Genomic DNA, 17,996 nt, shown 5'->3' with positions numbered 1-17,996 from the left:
AAGAGCGGAATTCCCGGATCAGCCCCGCAGGTACGCCGGAGTGGCGGTCGGCACCACGCCGTACACGAAATTTCGCCGCAGTTCGTGATAGGGCTCGCACTCCTCGAAGAAGTTCCGACGCATCTGCGCCAGCTCCTCGGCACGGTACTCCGCCAGCGGTTTGGCGGCCTCATCGGCCTCGCGCAGCTGCTTCTTGGCGGTCAGCCTGGTCTCCAATTCGGGCGAATCGGCCAGCGACTCCGCCTCCCGGCACACCCATTCCCCGAACTCGGTGGTATCCCCCGGGGCCACCCGGTCCACCAGACCGAGATCTGCCGCCGCTCGCGCGCCCACCGGCAGGGTCTCCCGGGCCAGCCGCGCGGCTTCCACCGCGCCGACGCGCCGCGGCAGTGAGTAGGTCCAGTACTCCGAGCCGTACAGTCCCATCAGGCGATAGTGCGGGTTGAGCACGGCCGATTCCCGGCACCACACCTCGTCGGCGGCCAGAGCCAGCATCACCCCGCCCGCGGCCGCGTTACCGGGCAGCGTCGAGATCACCAGTTTGTCCGTCGTGGTCAGAATCGCCTCGACGAGATCGTTCATGGCGTTGATATTGCGCCACGACTCCTGCGCCGGATCCTCGGCCGATTCGATGACGTGCAGATGGATACCGTTGGAGAAGAAATCGCGGGCCGGACCGAAGACCAGCGCGCGGATCGGCCGCGCACAGGCCTCCCGGTATGCGGCGAGCAGCCGCCGGCACTGCGCGGTGCTCATCGCACCGCCCGCATAGGCGAATTCGAGATGGCCGACCGACCCGGTCTCGCGGTAGCGCACCTCCGACCAGGTATCGCGAACGGCCGCCTCGACCGGGGATACGGGCACTTCCGGGGTACCGGCGGGCAGATCCGCGCCCAGCACCTCGGCCGCGGGCCGCTTGAATTCCGCGGGACCGCCCGGGGTCCGGCGGCGCCGCAACTGCGGCAGCCACACCGCACCGTCCACGGTGGCCCGGCAGATCGCGCCGTCGCGCGTGGCGATCACCGTACCCGGGGTACCGCGCAACCGGTCCTCGTGATGGCCGCCGTGCACGAAATACTCACGCCCGTAGAGTTCGTCGAGCACCCCGGGCTGAGAATCGGCGGCGCGCAGTTTCCGCAGCACATCGGCGGTACTGTCGGCGGCCCAGTCGATCCGGCGGTACTGCTGGGCATGGTAGGGCCGCAACCGGCCACGCACGTCCGGGCGATCGTAGTCCAGTGGTTCGGGCACGAAATCGCCTGCGCCGAACCGTTCGACAGCCAGTAACACCGCGGCCACCGCGGCATCCGACATCTCGTTGCGATAGAGCTCGCTCTTACCGCACGCCGGAACGGGGAACGCCACCGAAGCCCAGATCGGGCCGGCGTCCATCTCCTCGACCGCCTGCAGGACGGTGACACCCCATTCCGCGGCGCCCTCGCTGATCGCCCAGTCCAGCGAGGAGGGTCCGCGATCGCCCTTCGGTCCGGGGTGCACGATCAACACGGTGTGCTCGGTCCAGATGTCCGCCGGGACAGCGGTGGTGAGCATCGGAGCCACGATGAGGTCCGGCCGGAATGCGGACACCCGGGCCCGCAGCGCATCGTCGCCGAGTGCCAACTCGACCGCGACCTCGTGCCCGCGATAACGCAGTTCGGTGTGCACGCGCTGCGTGAGGCTGTTGAAAGCGCTCGCGACCAGCAGGACTCGCAAGATATTCCTCCATCGAACAGGGGCTGACCCGATCGGCCCCCGGATACGGACCCGACCCGACCAAGTTAGTCCTGCTCCGACCGGCCCGCAGCCCGGGCCCTCGTACCGACGGCGCACTGCGCGAACGGATCCGCGTGACCCGCACCCCGCGCGGCCACCGGCTCACGACGCGATATGCAACCCGAATCCGGTGGTCCCCGGCTCCTCACGACCCGATTCGAGCCGGAGTCCGCGATCATAATCACCACCGGCCTGGCGCCGGTACCGGATGGGTTCGGTGTGTTCCAAGTCTCGCAAGCACTTTCGCAGTTCATCGGCGATAGAACCGAAACGTTCTTCGTCCACTCGAATGGCGCCGTGTACGACGAACGGCGGCAGGACATCCATTCCCGGGTAGTACAGGATGCCGTGATGGATCGGGAACAGCAGATCCGCTATCGGACCGTTGATGCCGCGATCGGAATACGCCGGCTCCCGCCCGCCGACGGCGACCACGAGCATCGCCCGCCGACCGGCCAGTACGCCGTCACCGTAGCGCGGGATGGCGGTACCGCCCGCGCCGTAGGCGAACCCGCAGGTGAACACCCGGTCCACCCAGCCCTTGAGGATCGCGGGCATGGAGAACCACCACAGCGGGAAATGCAGCAGCACCGTATCGGCCCACAGCAGTTTCTCCTGTTCGGCCCGGATATCGGCACTCAGTGAACCGTTCTCGAAGGCCTCCCCGGAGGCCAACATGAAATTCTTCTCGGCGACGGCACCGAAATCGGTGGCATCGGCGTGCGCCTTCCAGCCCATGGCGTAGAGGTCGGTGATCCGGACCTCGTGCCCGTCGGCCCGCAGTTTCTCGACGGCCACATCTTTCAGGGTCCCGGTGAGCGAATCCGGTTCCGGGTGCGCGTAGACGATCAAAACCTTCATGATCCGGGCAACGTCGCCACCCGACGCCGGCATTCCTGTCCGCACCCGTGCCCGGGTCGACGCCCGCGCAGACGCGCAGTCCCCGGCCGCTCGAGGAACGGTCGGGGACTGCGCGGCCCGGCGGCTACGCGACGATCACGCCTCGTTCTTACCCGCCAGAGCCTTGGCCTCGCGGCGCCGGCGGTGCAGGATCGGCTCGGTGTAGCCGTTCGGCTGCGCGGTGCCCTCGAGGATCAGTTCCTTCGCGGCCTGGAACGCCACGCTGCCCGCGAAATCGGGCGCCATCGGACGGTAGGCGGCATCACCGGCGTTCTGCCTGTCCACCACGGGCGCCATCCGCTCCAGGCTCGCCACCACCTCGTCGGTGGTGACCACGCCGTGCCGCAGCCAGTTCGCCATCAGCTGGCTCGAGATCCGCAGCGTGGCGCGGTCCTCCATCAGCGCGATATCGGCGATATCGGGAACCTTGGAGCAGCCGACACCCTGGTCGATCCAGCGGACGACATAGCCGAGGATGGACTGTGAGTTGTTGTCCAGTTCCTGCTGCTTGTCCGCCTCGGACCAGTTGGTGTCCGCGGCCAGCGGGATCTGCAGGATATCGTCGACACTCGCCCGCGCCCCGCCCTTGGCGATCTCGGCCTGCCGTTCGAACACATCCACCAGGTGGTAGTGGGTGGCGTGCAGGGTGGCCGCGGTCGGCGACGGCACCCAGGCGGTGGTCGCGCCGGCCTTGGGATGACCGATCTTCTGCTCGAGCATCCCGGCCATCAGATCGGGCATGGCCCACATACCCTTACCGATCTGCGCCTTGTGCGGCAGTCCCGTCGCGATACCGGTATCGACGTTCCAGTCCTCGTAGGCCAGGATCCAGCGCTGCGTCTTCATCTCGGCCTTGCGGATCATCGGACCCGCCTCCATCGAGGTGTGGATCTCGTCGCCGGTGCGGTCCAGGAAGCCGGTGTTGATGAACACCACGCGGTCGGCGGCGGCGTCGATACACGCCTTCAGGTTCACCGTGGTGCGGCGCTCCTCGTCCATGATGCCGACCTTGAGGGTGTTGCGGGGCAGGCCCAGCACGTCCTCGACCGCGGCGAACAGGTCGTTGGCGAAGGCCACCTCGTCCGGTCCGTGCATCTTCGGCTTCACGATGTACACCGAACCCGTGCGGCTGTTGGTCAGCGCCACGTCGTCGCGCAGCGAATGCTTGGCGATCAGGGAGGTGACGATGCCGTCCAGGATGCCCTCGGGCACCTCGTTGCCCTCGGCGTCCAGGATCGCGTCGCTGGTCATCAGATGGCCGACATTGCGCACGAACAGCAGCGACCGCCCGTGCACGGTCACCTCCGAGCCGTCCAGGCCGGTGTAGACCCGGTCCGGGTTCATCGTGCGGGTGAAGGTTTTGCCGCCCTTGGTGACCTCTTCGGCCAGATCACCCTTCATCAGCCCCAGCCAGTTGCGGTAGCAGAGGGTTTTGTCCTCGGCGTCCACCGCGGCGACGGAATCCTCGAAGTCCATGATCGTGGTGACCGCGGATTCGATGACCACATCCTTGATACCGGCGCTGTCGGTACTGCCGATCGGCGATTCCGGATCGATCTGGATCTCGATGTGCAGTCCGTTGTTCTTCAGCAGGATCGACTGCGGCGACGCCGGGTCACCGAGGTAGCCGACCAGCTGACCGGCATCGGCCAGGCCGATGGTCGTGCCGTCCTCCAGGCCGACCTCGAGTTCGCCGTCGACGATGGCGTAGGAGGTCGAGCCGATATGGGAGCCGGTGATCAGGGTGACCGAATCGTCGAGGAAGTTGCGGGCCCATTCGATGACCTTGTCGCCGCGCACGCGGTTGTAACCGCTGCCCTTCTCGGCGCCGCCGGTCTCCGGGATGGCGTCGGTGCCGTAGAGCGCGTCGTAGAGCGAACCCCAGCGGGCGTTGGCAGCGTTGATGGCGAACCGCGCGTTGCTCACCGGGACCACCAGCTGCGGGCCGGCGGTGCTGCTGATCTCGTCGTCGACGCCGGTGGTACCGATACCGAAGTCGGCGGGCTCGGGCCGCAGGTAGCCGATCTCGACCAGGAACTGCTTGTAGGCGGCTCTGTCGTAGTTCGCGCCCGGGTGTTCGCTGTGCCAGGCGTCGAGCTTGCCCTGGATCTCGTCGCGTTCGGCCAGCAGGGCCCGGTTGCGCGGAGCGAACTCGGTGATGATCCGCTCGGCGCCGGCCCAGAACGCGGCGGAATCGACGCCGGTGCCGGGAAGCGCCTCGTTCTCTACGAAGTCGTGGAGAACGGTGGCAACCTCGAGCCCGCCGACCTTTTTCCGCTCTGTCATCTACGTGCCTCACTTCCGCGAAATACCGGGTGGAAAGTCGCTGTTTATGTTACCGATCGGTAGCGGCGCACCGATCGCCGGGTGATCACGTGGGCGGGGGCGGACAGCCCGGCCAGGACTCTACTCCGGCGGTTCTGCCGGGCCCAGGACTCCGCGATACCCCGGCATCGTGTTCCCGCACCCCGCCGGCCGCGGATACTCTCGCGGCCCGACCGGCCGATGCGGCGGGGCACCGCCGCGGCCGGAGAAAAATGAGCCGACAACCGCTACCGCCCTGTGCCACCATGTATTCCATCCGGCCCGCCACTCCGGCAGGTCTACGACAACAGAGAAGGGAGGAGTGGTCTTGTATCCAGTCACACCGGCCGGTAACACCCGGTCGAACGCCGATTCCGCACTGTGCGCCAATGCGTCGAACCGGCCGATGGGCCGCCGCGGCGAGCCGTCGCAGCAACCGAAACCCGCCGGCGACGCCGTGATCGACCGGCTCCTCCCGCAGCGGCGCTGACGCCCCGCATCCACTCCACGCTCCGTTGTAGCCCCGGCCGTCCCGGGCCGTCGAAATCTGGTGATCCCCATGCCGATATCCGCTGTCGCCGAACCGGCGACGCTCACTCCCGACAACTGGATACGCACCCGTGTACTGGTCCTCAACGCCAGCTACGAGGCGCTGGCCCGGATCCCCGCGGACCGGGCGGTGGTCCTGATCACCGGCGGAATCGCCGAATCCGTCGTCGTGCGGCAACCGTATTTCCCGATCCGGTCGCAGCACACCGAGATCATGCTGCCCGAGACCATCCGGCTGGTCCGCTACCGGTACCTGGCCCATATCGCGGTGCGCAGGCCGGACGGCCACGCGACCCATGCCGCGGTCCTGCGGCGCGACGGGAACCGGTGCGGCTACTGCGGTGCCGCGGCATACACCGTCGACCACATCCGGCCGCGCAGCCGGGGTGGACCCAATACCTGGGAGAACCTCATCGCGTGCTGTGTGACCTGCAATACGGGTAAGGCCGACCGCACCCCGGAGGAAGCCGGAATGCGGCTGCTCTGGCAGCCCCGGCCGCCGGACCCGCTCGCCCGGGCACAGCGGCGGGTCTGGCGGCAACTCGCGACGACGACCACCACCGAGGCGATCCACGAAAGGAGGGGATCGAGATGACCGTCGAGATTCTGGCAGACCTGCTGCCCGTCTCCGACAGCCGCGATTGGCATCGGGCCGCCTGCCGCGGCGACCCGAACCACGAGGCGTGGTTTCCCTACCCGTCCCAGGATTTCGCCTATGCGCGGGAAGTGTGCGGGCGCTGCCCGATCCGGCAGGACTGCCGGAGGTTCGCCGAGCGCACCGGACAATCCGGCGTGTGGGGCGGGCAGGAATTCGACCGCGGCACGATGATCCGGGAGTAGCCGGAGAAAAGCTGGTCGGAGGCACTGTGGGGCCGTGCGTCACGCACGGCCCCACAGTCGTGACCGGGTGCGTCACGGAGCGGTTCAGGACCATAGACTGACTGCCTGTGGGTACCCATCGCAGCACCGGTTCTTCCCGGAGATCGAGCAAGGGACCGGTGATCGCGGCGGTGATCGTGGCGGTCCTGGTCGCAGTCGGTTTCGGATGTTCTCGTATGGGCACGGATCCGGCGGACCGAGCGTCCACTGGAACGTGCATGGAGGGCGAGGCCGTCCTCGACGTCACAGTCGATCCGGATATCGCCGATCCGGTCCGCACCATCGCGGACCGCTACAACGACACCGCGCCGGTGGTCCGGGACCACTGCGCGAAGGTGGCGGTCACCGAGCGGGCCGCCGCGGATATGGTGGCCGCCTTCACCTCGAACGCCACCTGGAACCCGGTCCTCGGCCCGCGGCCGGGTCTGTGGATCCCGGTCTCCAGTCGCGATATCGAATCCATGCGGGTACCCGGTCTCATCGAGGGCACACCGCAGTCGATCGCGTCCAGCCCGATCGTGCTGGCGGTACCGGAGATCCTGCGGCACGCCTTGGCCGCCACCCAGACCTCGTGGGCGGATCTGCCCCGGCTGCAACAGGGTTCGCTCGACCAGATCGGACTGCCGGGCTGGGCGGGCCTGAAGCTGGCGCTGCCACCGGGCGACAGCACGCTCGCGGTCGGCGCGGCGATCGCGGGCGCGATCTCGGGTACCGACCCGCTCACCGAGGAGGCGGCGAAATCGGGACAGGCGGTCTCGGCCGTCTCGGGTCTGGCCGCTGCCGCGCCCGAGGCCGCCGATATCGCCACCGCACTGACCACCCTGTCCGCCGCCGCACCGGCCGAGGCCGCGGTACACGCAGTCCCGGTGACCCAGCGCCGGCTCGCGGCCAACGGCAGTGCCACCGCCTACGTCCCCGCCGGGGCGGCGCCGGTGGCCGACTACCCGGCCGCGATCATGTCCGGTCCCTGGGTGGACGAAACCCAGAACCTCATCGCCGGCCTGTTCGCCGATTATCTCCGCAGGCCCGACCAGCAGCGCGAACTGATCGCGGCCGGCTTCGCCGCTCCCCCGGCCCAGCCGGTCGCCGCACCGCCGCGGGCCGCGCTCGACCGGCTCCAGAAGGCATTCGCCGATCCCGTATTGGGAGTGCAGGCCACTGCGCTGCTCGACGTCTCGTCCTCGATGAGTACCACCGAGGGCGATCTCACCCGGCTGGCCAACACGGTCGGCGCGCTGGCCTCCACCATGAATGTGATGCCGCCCGATTTCGGGCTCGGTATCTGGACTTTCGGCAAGAACGTGGACGGCGCCGATCCATACCGGGTGATCGCCGAAACCGCCCGTCTCGACGACCAGCACCGCGGCACGCTCATGGGATCGCTCGGATCGATCGAGGCGACCTCGACCGCCGCCGACGAATGCTATCCGGCGCTGCTGGCCGCCTACCGGAACGCGACCGACGGCTACGCCGCGGAGCGGACCAATTCGATCATGCTCGTCACCGACGGCCCCGAGGACGGATCCGCGCTCAGCGGAGAAGACCTGTTGTCCGCGATCGCGGACGCGGGCGATCCGGCGCGACCCGTGCGGGTGGATGTCATCGTCGTCGGCGGTGGCCAGGGCAGCGATACCCTGCGCACGCTCACGCAGCGCACCGGCGGCAGTTACACCGTACTGCCGAGCAGTAACGACCTCGAATTCGGTACCGCGATGGTCGGGGCGCTCACCACCCCGTGAACCGGTGTCATCCGGGCCGCCCGGCCGGCGATTCCCGCCATCGATAGCGGGTCCTGGGCCGGCCGGTGCGGCCGTAATCGGAGCGCCGGTCCACCACACCGTCCTCGGCCAGCCGCTCCAGATAGCGCCAGGCGGTGATCCGTGAGACACCGACGGCGGTCGCGGCATCGGCCGCGGTGAGCCCGTCCGGTGAACCGCGCAGCGCACGGCTGATCTCGGTGAGCGTATTCGGCGCCACCCCTTTCGGGGTGCCGGCCTGCCGCGCCGGTGTGCGCAGGACGGCCAGGGCCTGGTCGATATCGTCCTGCGTGGCGGCGGATTCGCCGGTGGGCAACGCACTGTGGAACTCGCGATAGCGTTCGAGCTTGTCCCGGAATGCCGCGAAGGTGAACGGTTTCAGCAGATAGAGAACTACACCGTGGGCCACGGCGGTACGCACCATCGCGAGGTCGCGGGCCGAGGTGATGGCGATGACATCCGGGCGCGGACGCTGCCCCACCAGCGTCGCCGCCACGTCGAGCCCGCTCATATCGGGCAGCCCGATATCCAGCAACACCAGATCGATCGGCGTCCCGGTGGCCGCCGCGGCGGCGACGGACCGCAGTGCGTCGCGGCCGGTACGCGCGGTCCCCACCGTCCGGAAACCGGTCATCCGGGCCAGATACGCCTCGTGGGCTTCGGCGATCAGCGGTTCGTCCTCGACGATCAGAACCCGGATCATCCGTGCCGCTCCCGTGGAATACGCACGGTGACCGCGCTCTCCGGCGCCGTCACCGCGCCGATGGTGCCGCCGTGGCGGGTGACCAGTCCCCGCACCAGCGCCAGGCCCAGGCCGTGATGACCTGTCTTACTGGAGTATCCACGTTCGGCGGCACGAGCGAAACTCTCCGGCGACAGTCCGGGACCGCTGTCGGCCACGCGCACGGTGAGTGCCGTCGCGTCCGCGCGGACCGTGACCTCGACCCAGGCACCGGCGCCGCCGGCCGCGGCATCGATCGCGTTGTCGATCAGGTTCCCCACCAGTGTCACCGCTTCCCGGCTCGACAGCGGCGCCGCCGAATCCAGCCCGGTTTCGGTGGTGACGGTGAGTTCGATATTCCGCTCGGCCGCCTGGTTCACCTTGCCGAGCAACAGCGCCGCCAGCACCGGATCCCCCACTTCGGCCATCAGCCGGTCGATGAGAGCCTGGGAAAGCTCCAGTTCCGCGGTCGCGAAGTCCACCGCCTCCCGGTAGCGGCCCAGTTCCACCATGGTGACCACGGTGTGCAACCGGTTCGCCGATTCGTGTGCCTGAGCCCGCAGCGATTCGGCGAAACCGCGGACGGTATCGAGTTCGCCGAGGACCGTACGTAATTCGGTGTGATCGCGGATCGTGGTCACCGTGCCTTCCGCACGGCGTCCCAGCCGCACGACATCCTGGTTGACCAGCAGCACCCGCTCGGCGGTCACATGCGTTTCGTCACGTACGGTCCGGCGGTCCGCGTCGCGTAGTGAGGCGGGCAGGTCCGCACGGGTGACCGGACCCGCGGGCAGCTCCAGCAATCTGCGGGCCTCGTCGTTCACCACCTCGGCCCGGTCACCGGCGGGGCCGAAGACCATCAGTCCCTCGTGGATCGAATGGAGTACGGCATCGTGATGTTCGTACATCGCCCACAACTCGTCCGGCGCCAGACCTCTGGTCTGTCGACGCAGCCGGCGGTTCAGCAGCAATGAACCGAGCGCGGCGACCAGTAGACCCGCGGCCGTCACACCGACGATCACGGGCAGTTGCGCGGCGAACCGATCACCGATCTCGGCCCGGGTGACCCCGGCCGAGACCAGCGCGATCACGCGGCCGTCGCTGTCGTGGACCGGGGTGACCGCACGGATGGAGGGGCCCAGGCTCCCGGTGTAGGTCTCGGTGAAGGTGGTACCGGCCAGTGCCCGATCGATGTTCCCGGAGAACGGCAGCCCGATCCGCGTGGTGTCGGTATGGGTGAAACGGGTCCGGTCGGGAGCCATCACCACGATGAAATCGACCCCGGTCGCCCGGCGGATCTGTTCGGTCACCGGCTGTAGCAGCGCCGTCGGATCCGGGGACCGCACCGCGGCGACGGTGGACGGCGCGGTCGCCACACTCACGGCGATATCGGTGACCTCGCGCGTGGCGGTGCGATCGCTGTCACGGCGGGCGTCGATCACCGCGTACCCCGCCCAGAGAGCCGTGACCAGTGCCAACAACACCAGTTGCAGAACGAAGACCTGTTCCGCCAGAGACCATCGAACCGTACGCACGAACTCCTCCACTGAACGAAATGCACAAAAGCGTGACCGGGGTCACGTCACAGTTCATCATTCTGCACAGGGCGTGGTGGCCGGGTTCACCGCACCCGCGCACTACGACTCGGGAGGAGACCAGGTCATGGAGGACCGGACTCGAACACGGCGGGATCGCACCCACTGGCTCTATCTGGCGGTGATCGTCGCTGTCCTGGCGGGAATACTGGTCGGCTGGCTCGCGCCGGGCACCGGCCAGGCGCTGGCCCCGCTGGGCACCATCTTCGTCGACCTGATCAAGATGATGATCGCCCCGGTGATCTTCTGCACCATCGTCCTCGGCATCGGTTCGGTACGCGCCGCCGCCACGGTGGGCAAAGTCGGCGGGCTGGCCCTCGGATACTTCATGGTCATGTCGACGGTGGCCCTGGGTATCGGCCTGCTGGTCGGCAATCTGCTCGATCCGGGCACCGGGTTGAACATCGCCGGTTCGGCGGGCCAGGGCGCGGAATACGCCGAGAAAGCACACGAGGCCGGCGGTACCGTCGAATTCCTCCAGGGCATCGTCCCCACTTCGCTGGTCTCCGCGCTCACCGACGGCAGTGTGCTGCAGGCATTGTTCGTCGCCCTACTGGTGGGTTTCGCGGTGCAGGCCATGGGCTCGACCGGTGAGCCGATCCTGCGCGGTGTCGCGCTGATCCAGAAACTGGTCTTCCGGATTCTGGCGATGATCCTCTGGCTGGCCCCGATCGGGGCCTTCGGCGCGATCGCCAATGTGGTCGGCCGGACCGGTCTGGAAGCCGTGGTCCAGCTGGCCACCCTGATGATCGCCTTCTATCTGACCTGCCTGCTGTTCGTCTTCGGCGTTCTCGGCGTCCTGATCCGGCTCGTCGCCCGGGTATCGATCTTCAAACTGTGCCGCTACCTCGCGCGCGAGTACCTGCTCATCGTCGCCACCTCGTCGTCGGAATCGGCGCTGCCGCGGCTGATCGCGAAGATGGAACATCTGGGAGTCGAGCGCACCACCGTCGGCGTCGTGGTGCCGACCGGTTATTCGTTCAACCTCGACGGCACCGCCATCTACCTGACCATGGCCTCGATCTTCATCGCCGACGCGATGGGGCAGCCGTTGAACCTGGGCGAACAGTTCGGCCTGCTGGTGTTCATGATCGTGGCCTCCAAGGGCGCGGCCGGAGTCACCGGTGCCGGGTTGGCCACGCTGGCGGGTGGGCTGCAGAGTCACCGGCCCGAACTGCTCGACGGCGTCGGATTGATCGTCGGCATCGACCGCTTCATGTCCGAGGCCCGCGCGCTCACCAACTTCTCCGGTAACGCGGTCGCCACGGTGCTGATCGGCACCTGGACCAAAACGGTGGATACCGAACAGGTACGTCAGGTCCTGGACCGGAAGCTGCCGTTCGACGAGCAGACGATGATCGACGACCACGACGGGCGCCCGGCCGAGAAGACCGGCACCGAAGCGCTCGTCCCGGCCTGATATCGCCCGGCGATTCGCCGGCACCGTACGTCCGCTCCCGGTGGAGGTCCGTTTCCGAAGCGGACCTCCGCCGGGGCACGGCTGTACCAGCGCGTCCCGGCCGCGTCAGTCGGTGTACGCCTCGAGCGGCGGGCAGGTGCAGACCAGATTCCGGTCGCCGAAGGCACCATCGATCCGGCGCACGGCCGGCCATACCTTCGGCCGGTCGTGGGTCGGGCCGAGCGGATACACCGCGACCTCCCGGCTGTAGGGGTGATCCCAGGCCCTGACCAGGCTCGCCGCGGTGTGTGGGGCATTGCGCAGCGGATTGTCCTCGGCCGACCACTCCCCCGCGCCCACTCGATCGATTTCGCGCCGGATGGCGATCATGGCCTCGGCGAAGGCGTCGAGCTCGTCCAGATTCTCGCTCTCGGTCGGCTCCACCATCAGCGTGCCCGCCACCGGGAAACTCATGGTCGGCGCGTGGAACCCGTAGTCGGCGAGCCGTTTCGCCACATCGTCTACGGTCACACCGGTGCGTTTGGTGATATCGCGCAGATCCAGGATGCATTCGTGGGCGACCATATCGTTGTCGCCGGTGTACAGCACGGGGTAGTACTCGCCGAGACGGCGCGCCAGATAGTTGGCCGACGCGATCGCGGTGAGAGTCGCCCGGCGCAGCCCCCCGGCCCCCATCATCCGGATATAGGCCCAGGTGATCGGCAGAATCGACGCCGAACCGAACTCGGTCGCCGATACCGCGTGCGAATCGCGGACCAGCGGGTCACCGGGCAGGTAGGGGGTGAGATGGGAACGGACCGCGACCGGCCCGACCCCGGGACCACCGCCGCCGTGCGGGATACAGAAGGTCTTGTGCAGGTTCAGATGGCTGACATCGCCGCCGAACCGGCCCGGCCGCGCCAGACCGACCAGCGCGTTCAGATTCGCACCGTCCACATACACCTGGCCACCGGCATCGTGCACCAGAGCGCACAGTTCGGCGACCTCCTGCTCGAACACACCGTGGGTGGATGGATAGGTGATCATGATGCAGGCCAGCCGCTCGGCGTGGTCGGCGATCTTGGCCCGCAGATCGTCGAGGTCCACATCGCCGTTGTCCCGGCATTTCACCACCTCGACGCGCAGACCGGCCATCGCCGCGGAGGCCGCGTTGGTGCCGTGCGCGCTGGAGGGAATGAGGCAGGTGTCGCGATCGGTGTCACCCCGGTCCAGGTGATAGCGGCGAATGGCCAGCAGGCCCGCGTACTCGCCCTGGCTGCCGGCGTTCGGTTGCAGGCTCACCGAGTCGTACCCGGTGATCTCGGCCAGCCAGCGCTCCAGATCGTGGATCACCCGCCGCAGACCGGGGGTATCGGTTTCGGGCGCGTAGGGATGCAGCCGCGCGAACCCCGGCCAGGTGATCGGCTCCATCTCCGCGGTGGCGTTGAGTTTCATGGTGCACGAACCGAGCGGGATCATGCTGCGGTCCAGCGCGATATCCTTGTCCGACAGCGCGCGCAGGTACCGCAGCATCGCCGTTTCGGTGTGATACCGGGTGAACGCCGGATGAGTGAGGAACTCGGAGGTACGCTGCTCGACCGCGGTCGCGGCGGGTTCGGCGGGTGCGATACCGAAGGCATCCAGGACGAGCGCGATATGGTCGCCGGTGGTGGCCTCGTCGCAGGCCACGGCGATATGGTCGTCGTCCACCCGGCGCAGATTCACCCCGCGCGCGGCAGCCTTGGCGACCACCGCTTCGGCCTGTCCGGGAACCCGGGCCAGCACGGTGTCGAAATAGCTGTCGTGCACCAGCGCCGTGCCGAGGGCGCTCGCCAATTCCGCGGCGTGCCCGTGCACGCGGCGGGCGATGGCCCGCAACCCGTTCGCCCCGTGGTAGCAGGCGTACATCCCGGCGACAATGGCCAGCAGCACCTGGGCCGTGCAGATATTCGAGGTGGCCTTCTCCCGGCGGATGTGCTGCTCACGCGTCTGCAGCGCGAGCCGGTAGGCGGCCGCGCCGTCGGCATCTTTCGACACCCCGACCAACCGGCCCGGCAGCTGGCGCGCGTAGTCGGCGCGTACCGCCAGATAGCCCGCGTGCGGGCCCCCGAAACCCATCGGCACACCGAAACGCTGGGTCGTCCCGAAACAGACATCCGCGCCCTGCTCCCCGGGCGGGGTGATCAGGGTGAGCGCCAGCAGATCCGCACCGGCGGCCACCAGCGCCCCGCGTTCGTGCGCGGCGGCCATCGTCGCCGACCAGTCCACGATCCGGCCCGACGCACCGGGAACCTGGACGATCACGCCGAAGAACTCGCCGGCGGGCAGGCCGTCCCCGGCCAGATCGGCCTCTACGATCTCGATTCCGAGAGGTTGGGCGCGGGTGGCCAGCACGGTCCGGGTCTGCGGGAAGAGGTCCTGATCCACCACCAGCCGGGCAGGCGCACGGCGGTTCACCCGGCGCAGCAGCGTCATCGCCTCCGCAGCCGCGGTCGCTTCGTCGAGCATGGACGCGTTGGCCACATCCGTGCCGGTCAGGTCGGTGACCATGGTCTGGAAATTGAGCAGCGCCTCGAGCCGGCCCTGACTGATCTCGGGCTGATAGGGCGTATACGCGGTATACCAGGCCGGGTTCTCCAGCAGATTGCGGACCAGCACCGGCGGGGTCAGGGTGTCGTAGTAGCCGAGACCGATCATCGACGTGGCGATATGGTTCGATTCGGCGAGCGCGGCGAGTTCGGCCAGTACCTCGTGCTCGGTGCCCGGCGCCGGCAGGCCGGCCAGCGGATCGGTGTCCCGGATCCCGGCGGGTAGCGCCGCGGCAGCCAATTCTTCGGCCGAGCCGACGCCGATGGCGGCGAGGATCCGCGCGAACTCGTGGTCGTCCGGTCCGATATGACGATCTGCGAAGGTCTGGGTCACCACGGCTCCCTGGGTGGGCGGCCGACCGGCACGGTCGGCTGACGGCCCTCCCCCTCTGTCGCGGCGCCTGAGAGCTTCGGTGTCCGGATTCCGATCCCGACACCTTTCACCTTGGGCGGGTGGCCCGCAGCCACCACTTTCCAGAGGCGCCGGTTCCCGCACGGTCCTGGTGCCTGAGAGATTGACGGGGAGGTGCTGCTCCTTCGGCGCCCGGATCTCCAGGATCCGGGACTCTCCCGCACGGCTACGACGCCCGCCCATCCTAGCCCGGCGGGCGGGCCGCCGCGGTAGTCACCCGCACGGTATGTGTCATTGCCCTCAACCGGTCGCGGCCGGGTTCCGCCGCTGCCGGAGTCAGCCGGTTTTGCGGGTCAGCCGAGCCTTGCGCCGGTAGGACAATTCGTCCTCGGGACGTTCCTCGGCCTCCGAAGCGCGTTCGGCGGGGAATGCGGCGATGGCGCCGGTGAGCTCCCGCATGGCACTGTTCACCGCGATCCCGAATACTCCCTGGCCGCCCTGCAGTAAATCGACGACCTCCTCCGGCGACGTGCATTCGTACACCGATGTTCCGTCGGAGAACAGAGTGATATTCGCCAGATCCTGTACACCGCGGCTGCGCAGATGATCGACGGCGATACGGATGTTCTGCAACGAAATACCGGCGTCGAGGAGCCGTTTGACGATTTTCAGGACCAGGATGTCCTTGAAGGAATACAGCCGCTGGCTACCCGAACCCGCCGCCCCGCGGATGGAAGGCACCACGAGGCCGGTACGCGCCCAGTAGTCCAGTTGCCGGTAACTGATCCCGGCGACCTGACAGGCCGTCGGCACCCGGTATCCGACCAGGTCGTCGGGGACCGAATCGTCGGGGAACAATCCGGGTTGTATTTCGTAGCGCCGAGGCGGGCCCACTTCCGATCGCATTTCCCGCATATTCTCTGCCACTGAACTACTCCCTTGCTCCGCCGATCAGTGCCCAAGGCCGACGGCACGGCGTCGACTATGAGGCTACTCTTCCCATTCTCTCGGCCGCAGCAGTGCCGAACCAAACGCGACGCGCGGTAACAGTCTCGACCTGTAGTTGAGGTCTAGAAAAAAATGCGATTGCTCAACTATCGGTCGCTTTGAAATCGTCGGGCGATACCGACTCGAGGAACTCCTTGAACTTTTCGACCTCGTCCTCGCGTTCGTCGGGCATCACCAGGCCGGCTTCCTCGAGCACTGATTCCGCCGCATAGATCGGGCAGCCGACGCGTAGGGCGATCGCCACCGAATCCGACGGTCGCGCCGAGATCCGCACTTCGTTCTCGAAGACCAGATCGGCGTAGAACGTGCCTTCCTTCAGGTCCACGATATGAACCTCCTCGAGGGTGTGCCCGAGATCGGCGATCAAGATCTTGATCAGATCGTGGGTGAGCGGCCGGACCGGTGTGACGCCCTCCTGTTCGAGCACGATGGCCGTAGCCTCCGCCTGCCCTATCCAGATGGGCAGATACCGTTCCCCTTCCGCCTCCCGCAGCAGCAGGACGGGCTGGTTCTGTGGCTGCTCGACCCGGATGCCGATCACGCGCATTTCGCTCATCGCACTGCCTCCCATACTCCCCGGCCGCCCGCCCTCGCCGATGCAGGGCTCGCCGTACTTCGAGTCTAGGCGAATTTCGCGCGGCGCCGCGATCGCTGGCGAACACCGGAATCGGTGTGTTGCCACCGGCGTACCCGCCGGCGGCTCGTCCGCAGGTCAGACCGGATCCGGTCGATTACGGCGGAAATCGGACGGGCGGATCATCCGCCCAGCGAGTTGCGCACCGAAGCCTTCACCAGGCTCGCGTGCAGCGTCAGCGACAGCGCGGCAAGTTCGCGCACCGTCTCCTCCGCCCGCGCCCGGGCGCCCGCGTCCCGGCTCTTGGCGATCGGCGCCGCGATCTGCGCCACCAGTGCCGCCTCGCGGTCCGCGGCGAGTTTGAACGCGCGCAGATGACGCGCCTCCAAACCGAATTCGGCCATCGCCTTGGCGGTCGCCGCCAGGGTGACCGCGTCGGTGTCGAAGAACCCGGCGGGGCCCGGCGTGATCAGATTCGCCCGAATCAGATCGTTGAGGAACTTCTCGTCGATCCCCGCCCGGTCGAGCAGGTCCGCCCGGGTCACCCGGATCTCGTGATCGAATTCGAAATCGTCCGGCGTGATGCGTCCCGGAGGCACACCCAGCCGCCGTGGCGGACGCGGCGGTACCTCGGCAGTGTCATCGGGCACCGGCGGCCCCGCATCCGGACGGGCGGTCCGCGCCCGGGCGCGCGCTTCCCGCACCCCGAGCGTCGCGGCACCGCTGTCGATCGCCTCGAGCTGTTCCTTGATCACCTTCAACGGGAGGTACTGGTCGCGCTGCGCCGTCAGTACGAAACGCAGCCGCTCGCAGTCCGCGACCGAGAACCGACGGTAGCCGGACGGTGTCCGCTCCGGCCGGATCAGGCCCTCCGCTTCCAGGAAGCGGATCTTGGAAATGGTGATGTCCGGAAAATCCGGTCGCAGCAGATCGAGCACGGAGCCGATCGACATCCCTCCGTGCGCCCACTGCTGCGCCGCGCCTGTCATGATCTCGAGTCTTTCATGCCGAAGCGCCGATCACCCGGACCGGCGCACCGATCGTCAGCTGTTCACAGACTTCCTGCACCGGCGGCCGAACCGGCCTCCTGGGTCCGCGGACCGGTGAGGAACACCAGGCGGAACTTCCCGATCTGTACTTCGTCACCGTTCTGCAGCTCCGAGGAATCCACCGGTTCGCGATTGACGTAGGTGCCGTTCAGGCTGCCCACGTCCACGACCTGGAAGGAATCCTCGTCCTGCCGGAACTCGGCATGGCGACGACTGACGGTGACATCGTCGAGAAAGATATCGCTGTCGGGATGCCGACCGGCCGATGTGGTGGGCTGGTCCAGCAGAAAGCGCGAGCCCGCGTTCGGGCCGCGTTTGACGACGAGCAGCGCCGCCCCGACCGGAAGACCTTCGACACCCTGCACCGGCTGTTCGCCGGTCGGCTCGCCGGAGCGCGATGCGTCGACCTCGTTCAGGAAATCCGCGCGGAAGACCGACGTCGTCTCGGCCGCGGTCTCCCCGTAACCCGGGTCTTTGTTCTCGCTCACCGTTTCTCTCCTCCTCGAACCTCATAAACCATGCAGGCAGATGCCGCGATAAGACGTGGC

At 67.9% G+C, this 17,996-nt stretch carries 15 protein-coding genes and 2 riboswitches; of the genes, 5 read left to right on the top strand and 10 right to left on the bottom strand.

The genetic code is table 11. The annotated features are described in order from the left end of the window. Positions 1–18: 18 nt before the first annotated feature. The 3 genes from ACWEWT_RS03705 to ACWEWT_RS03695 form a co-directional block, all read right to left on the bottom strand. A complete protein-coding gene (locus ACWEWT_RS03705; RefSeq protein WP_452555812.1) occupies positions 19–1,713 on the bottom strand; it encodes a hydrogenase maturation protein in 1,695 nt (564 codons plus the stop codon). A gap of 162 nt (positions 1,714–1,875) precedes the next feature. Beyond that, the gene (locus tag ACWEWT_RS03700) at positions 1,876–2,634 is read right to left on the bottom strand and encodes an NAD(P)H-dependent oxidoreductase (RefSeq protein WP_452555810.1); all 759 of its coding nucleotides are present in this window, start codon (positions 2,632–2,634) and stop codon (positions 1,876–1,878) included. Between the two features lie 135 nt (positions 2,635–2,769). Beyond that, on the bottom strand, positions 2,770–4,959 hold the full coding sequence (locus ACWEWT_RS03695) for a malate synthase G (RefSeq protein WP_452555808.1): 2,190 nt from the start codon (positions 4,957–4,959) through the stop codon (positions 2,770–2,772). A gap of 346 nt (positions 4,960–5,305) precedes the next feature. Between ACWEWT_RS03695 and ACWEWT_RS03690 the strand changes: the two genes are divergently transcribed. The 4 genes from ACWEWT_RS03690 (at position 5,306) to ACWEWT_RS03675 (ending at position 8,144) form a co-directional block, all read left to right on the top strand. Further along, positions 5,306–5,467 carry a hypothetical protein gene (locus tag ACWEWT_RS03690; RefSeq protein WP_452555806.1) on the top strand — a complete coding sequence of 54 codons (162 nt, stop codon included), beginning with the start codon at positions 5,306–5,308 and terminating at the stop codon, positions 5,465–5,467. Between the two features lie 69 nt (positions 5,468–5,536). Continuing rightward, positions 5,537–6,121 carry an HNH endonuclease gene (locus tag ACWEWT_RS03685; protein ID WP_452555804.1) on the top strand — a complete coding sequence of 195 codons (585 nt, stop codon included), beginning with the start codon at positions 5,537–5,539 and terminating at the stop codon, positions 6,119–6,121. Continuing rightward, positions 6,118–6,366, top strand: a complete 249-nt coding sequence (locus tag ACWEWT_RS03680; protein ID WP_452555802.1) for a WhiB family transcriptional regulator — start codon at positions 6,118–6,120, stop codon at positions 6,364–6,366. Before ACWEWT_RS03685 ends, ACWEWT_RS03680 begins: the two co-directional genes overlap by 4 nt. A 257-nt stretch (positions 6,367–6,623) precedes the next feature. Further along, the gene (locus ACWEWT_RS03675; RefSeq protein WP_452555800.1) at positions 6,624–8,144 is read left to right on the top strand and encodes a VWA domain-containing protein; all 1,521 of its coding nucleotides are present in this window, start codon (positions 6,624–6,626) and stop codon (positions 8,142–8,144) included. 7 nt (positions 8,145–8,151) lie between these two features. Here ACWEWT_RS03675 and ACWEWT_RS03670 read toward each other — a convergent pair whose 3' ends face one another. Together ACWEWT_RS03670 and ACWEWT_RS03665 are read right to left on the bottom strand one after the other, a co-directional pair. Next, positions 8,152–8,865, bottom strand: coding sequence for a response regulator (locus tag ACWEWT_RS03670; RefSeq protein ID WP_452555798.1), 714 nt, complete (start codon positions 8,863–8,865; stop codon positions 8,152–8,154). Beyond that, complete coding sequence (locus ACWEWT_RS03665; RefSeq protein WP_452555796.1) at positions 8,862–10,418, bottom strand: sensor histidine kinase; 1,557 nt, start codon at positions 10,416–10,418, stop codon at positions 8,862–8,864. Before ACWEWT_RS03665 ends, ACWEWT_RS03670 begins: the two co-directional genes overlap by 4 nt. Before the next feature lie 127 nt (positions 10,419–10,545). Here ACWEWT_RS03665 and ACWEWT_RS03660 point away from each other — a divergent pair, with 127 nt between their 5' ends. After that, the gene (locus ACWEWT_RS03660; protein ID WP_452555794.1) at positions 10,546–11,898 is read left to right on the top strand and encodes a cation:dicarboxylate symporter family transporter; all 1,353 of its coding nucleotides are present in this window, start codon (positions 10,546–10,548) and stop codon (positions 11,896–11,898) included. 105 nt (positions 11,899–12,003) lie between these two features. Here the strand turns inward: ACWEWT_RS03660 and gcvP are convergent, their stop codons facing one another. The 5 genes from gcvP to odhI form a co-directional block, all read right to left on the bottom strand. Then, complete coding sequence (gcvP, locus tag ACWEWT_RS03655) at positions 12,004–14,799, bottom strand: aminomethyl-transferring glycine dehydrogenase (RefSeq protein WP_452555792.1); 2,796 nt, start codon at positions 14,797–14,799, stop codon at positions 12,004–12,006. A 45-nt stretch (positions 14,800–14,844) separates the two neighbouring features. Then, positions 14,845–14,950: riboswitch (glycine riboswitch) on the bottom strand. Next, positions 14,951–15,048, bottom strand: a riboswitch (glycine riboswitch). A gap of 105 nt (positions 15,049–15,153) precedes the next feature. Beyond that, entirely contained in the window at positions 15,154–15,732 is a 579-nt protein-coding gene (locus ACWEWT_RS03650; protein WP_452557656.1) for a MerR family transcriptional regulator, read from the bottom strand. A gap of 175 nt (positions 15,733–15,907) precedes the next feature. Continuing rightward, positions 15,908–16,381 (bottom strand): bifunctional nuclease family protein, encoded by a 474-nt coding sequence (locus ACWEWT_RS03645; RefSeq protein ID WP_195054004.1) that lies wholly within the window; start codon positions 16,379–16,381, stop codon positions 15,908–15,910. A 200-nt stretch (positions 16,382–16,581) separates the two neighbouring features. After that, positions 16,582–17,388, bottom strand: coding sequence for a transcriptional regulator FtsR (ftsR, locus tag ACWEWT_RS03640; RefSeq protein ID WP_452555790.1), 807 nt, complete (start codon positions 17,386–17,388; stop codon positions 16,582–16,584). Positions 17,389–17,450: 62 nt separating this feature from the next. Further along, positions 17,451–17,936 carry an oxoglutarate dehydrogenase inhibitor Odhl gene (odhI, locus tag ACWEWT_RS03635; RefSeq protein WP_030520553.1) on the bottom strand — a complete coding sequence of 162 codons (486 nt, stop codon included), beginning with the start codon at positions 17,934–17,936 and terminating at the stop codon, positions 17,451–17,453. Positions 17,937–17,996: the final 60 nt, after the last annotated feature.

The organism is Nocardia sp. NPDC003963, from assembly GCF_053605105.1.
Note: the sequence above shows the minus strand (reverse complement) of the source record. Positions and strands in the feature narration are given on the sequence as shown.

Bases quoted from the DNA above. Each gene is read 5' to 3' on its own strand.
- ACWEWT_RS03700 (WP_452555810.1), bottom strand. From the start codon at position 2,634: ATGAAGGTTTTGATCGTCTACGCGCACCCGGAACCGGATTCGCTCACC.
- ACWEWT_RS03695 (WP_452555808.1), bottom strand. From the start codon at position 4,959: ATGACAGAGCGGAAAAAGGTCGGCGGGCTCGAGGTTGCCACCGTTCTC.
- ACWEWT_RS03685 (WP_452555804.1), top strand. From the start codon at position 5,537: ATGCCGATATCCGCTGTCGCCGAACCGGCGACGCTCACTCCCGACAAC.
- ACWEWT_RS03680 (WP_452555802.1), top strand. From the start codon at position 6,118: ATGACCGTCGAGATTCTGGCAGACCTGCTGCCCGTCTCCGACAGCCGC.
- ACWEWT_RS03675 (WP_452555800.1), top strand. From the start codon at position 6,624: ATGGAGGGCGAGGCCGTCCTCGACGTCACAGTCGATCCGGATATCGCC.
- ACWEWT_RS03670 (WP_452555798.1), bottom strand. From the start codon at position 8,865: ATGATCCGGGTTCTGATCGTCGAGGACGAACCGCTGATCGCCGAAGCC.
- ACWEWT_RS03660 (WP_452555794.1), top strand. From the start codon at position 10,546: ATGGAGGACCGGACTCGAACACGGCGGGATCGCACCCACTGGCTCTAT.
- ACWEWT_RS03650 (WP_452557656.1), bottom strand. From the start codon at position 15,732: ATGCGGGAAATGCGATCGGAAGTGGGCCCGCCTCGGCGCTACGAAATA.
- ACWEWT_RS03645 (WP_195054004.1), bottom strand. From the start codon at position 16,381: ATGAGCGAAATGCGCGTGATCGGCATCCGGGTCGAGCAGCCACAGAAC.
- ftsR (WP_452555790.1), bottom strand. From the start codon at position 17,388: ATGACAGGCGCGGCGCAGCAGTGGGCGCACGGAGGGATGTCGATCGGC.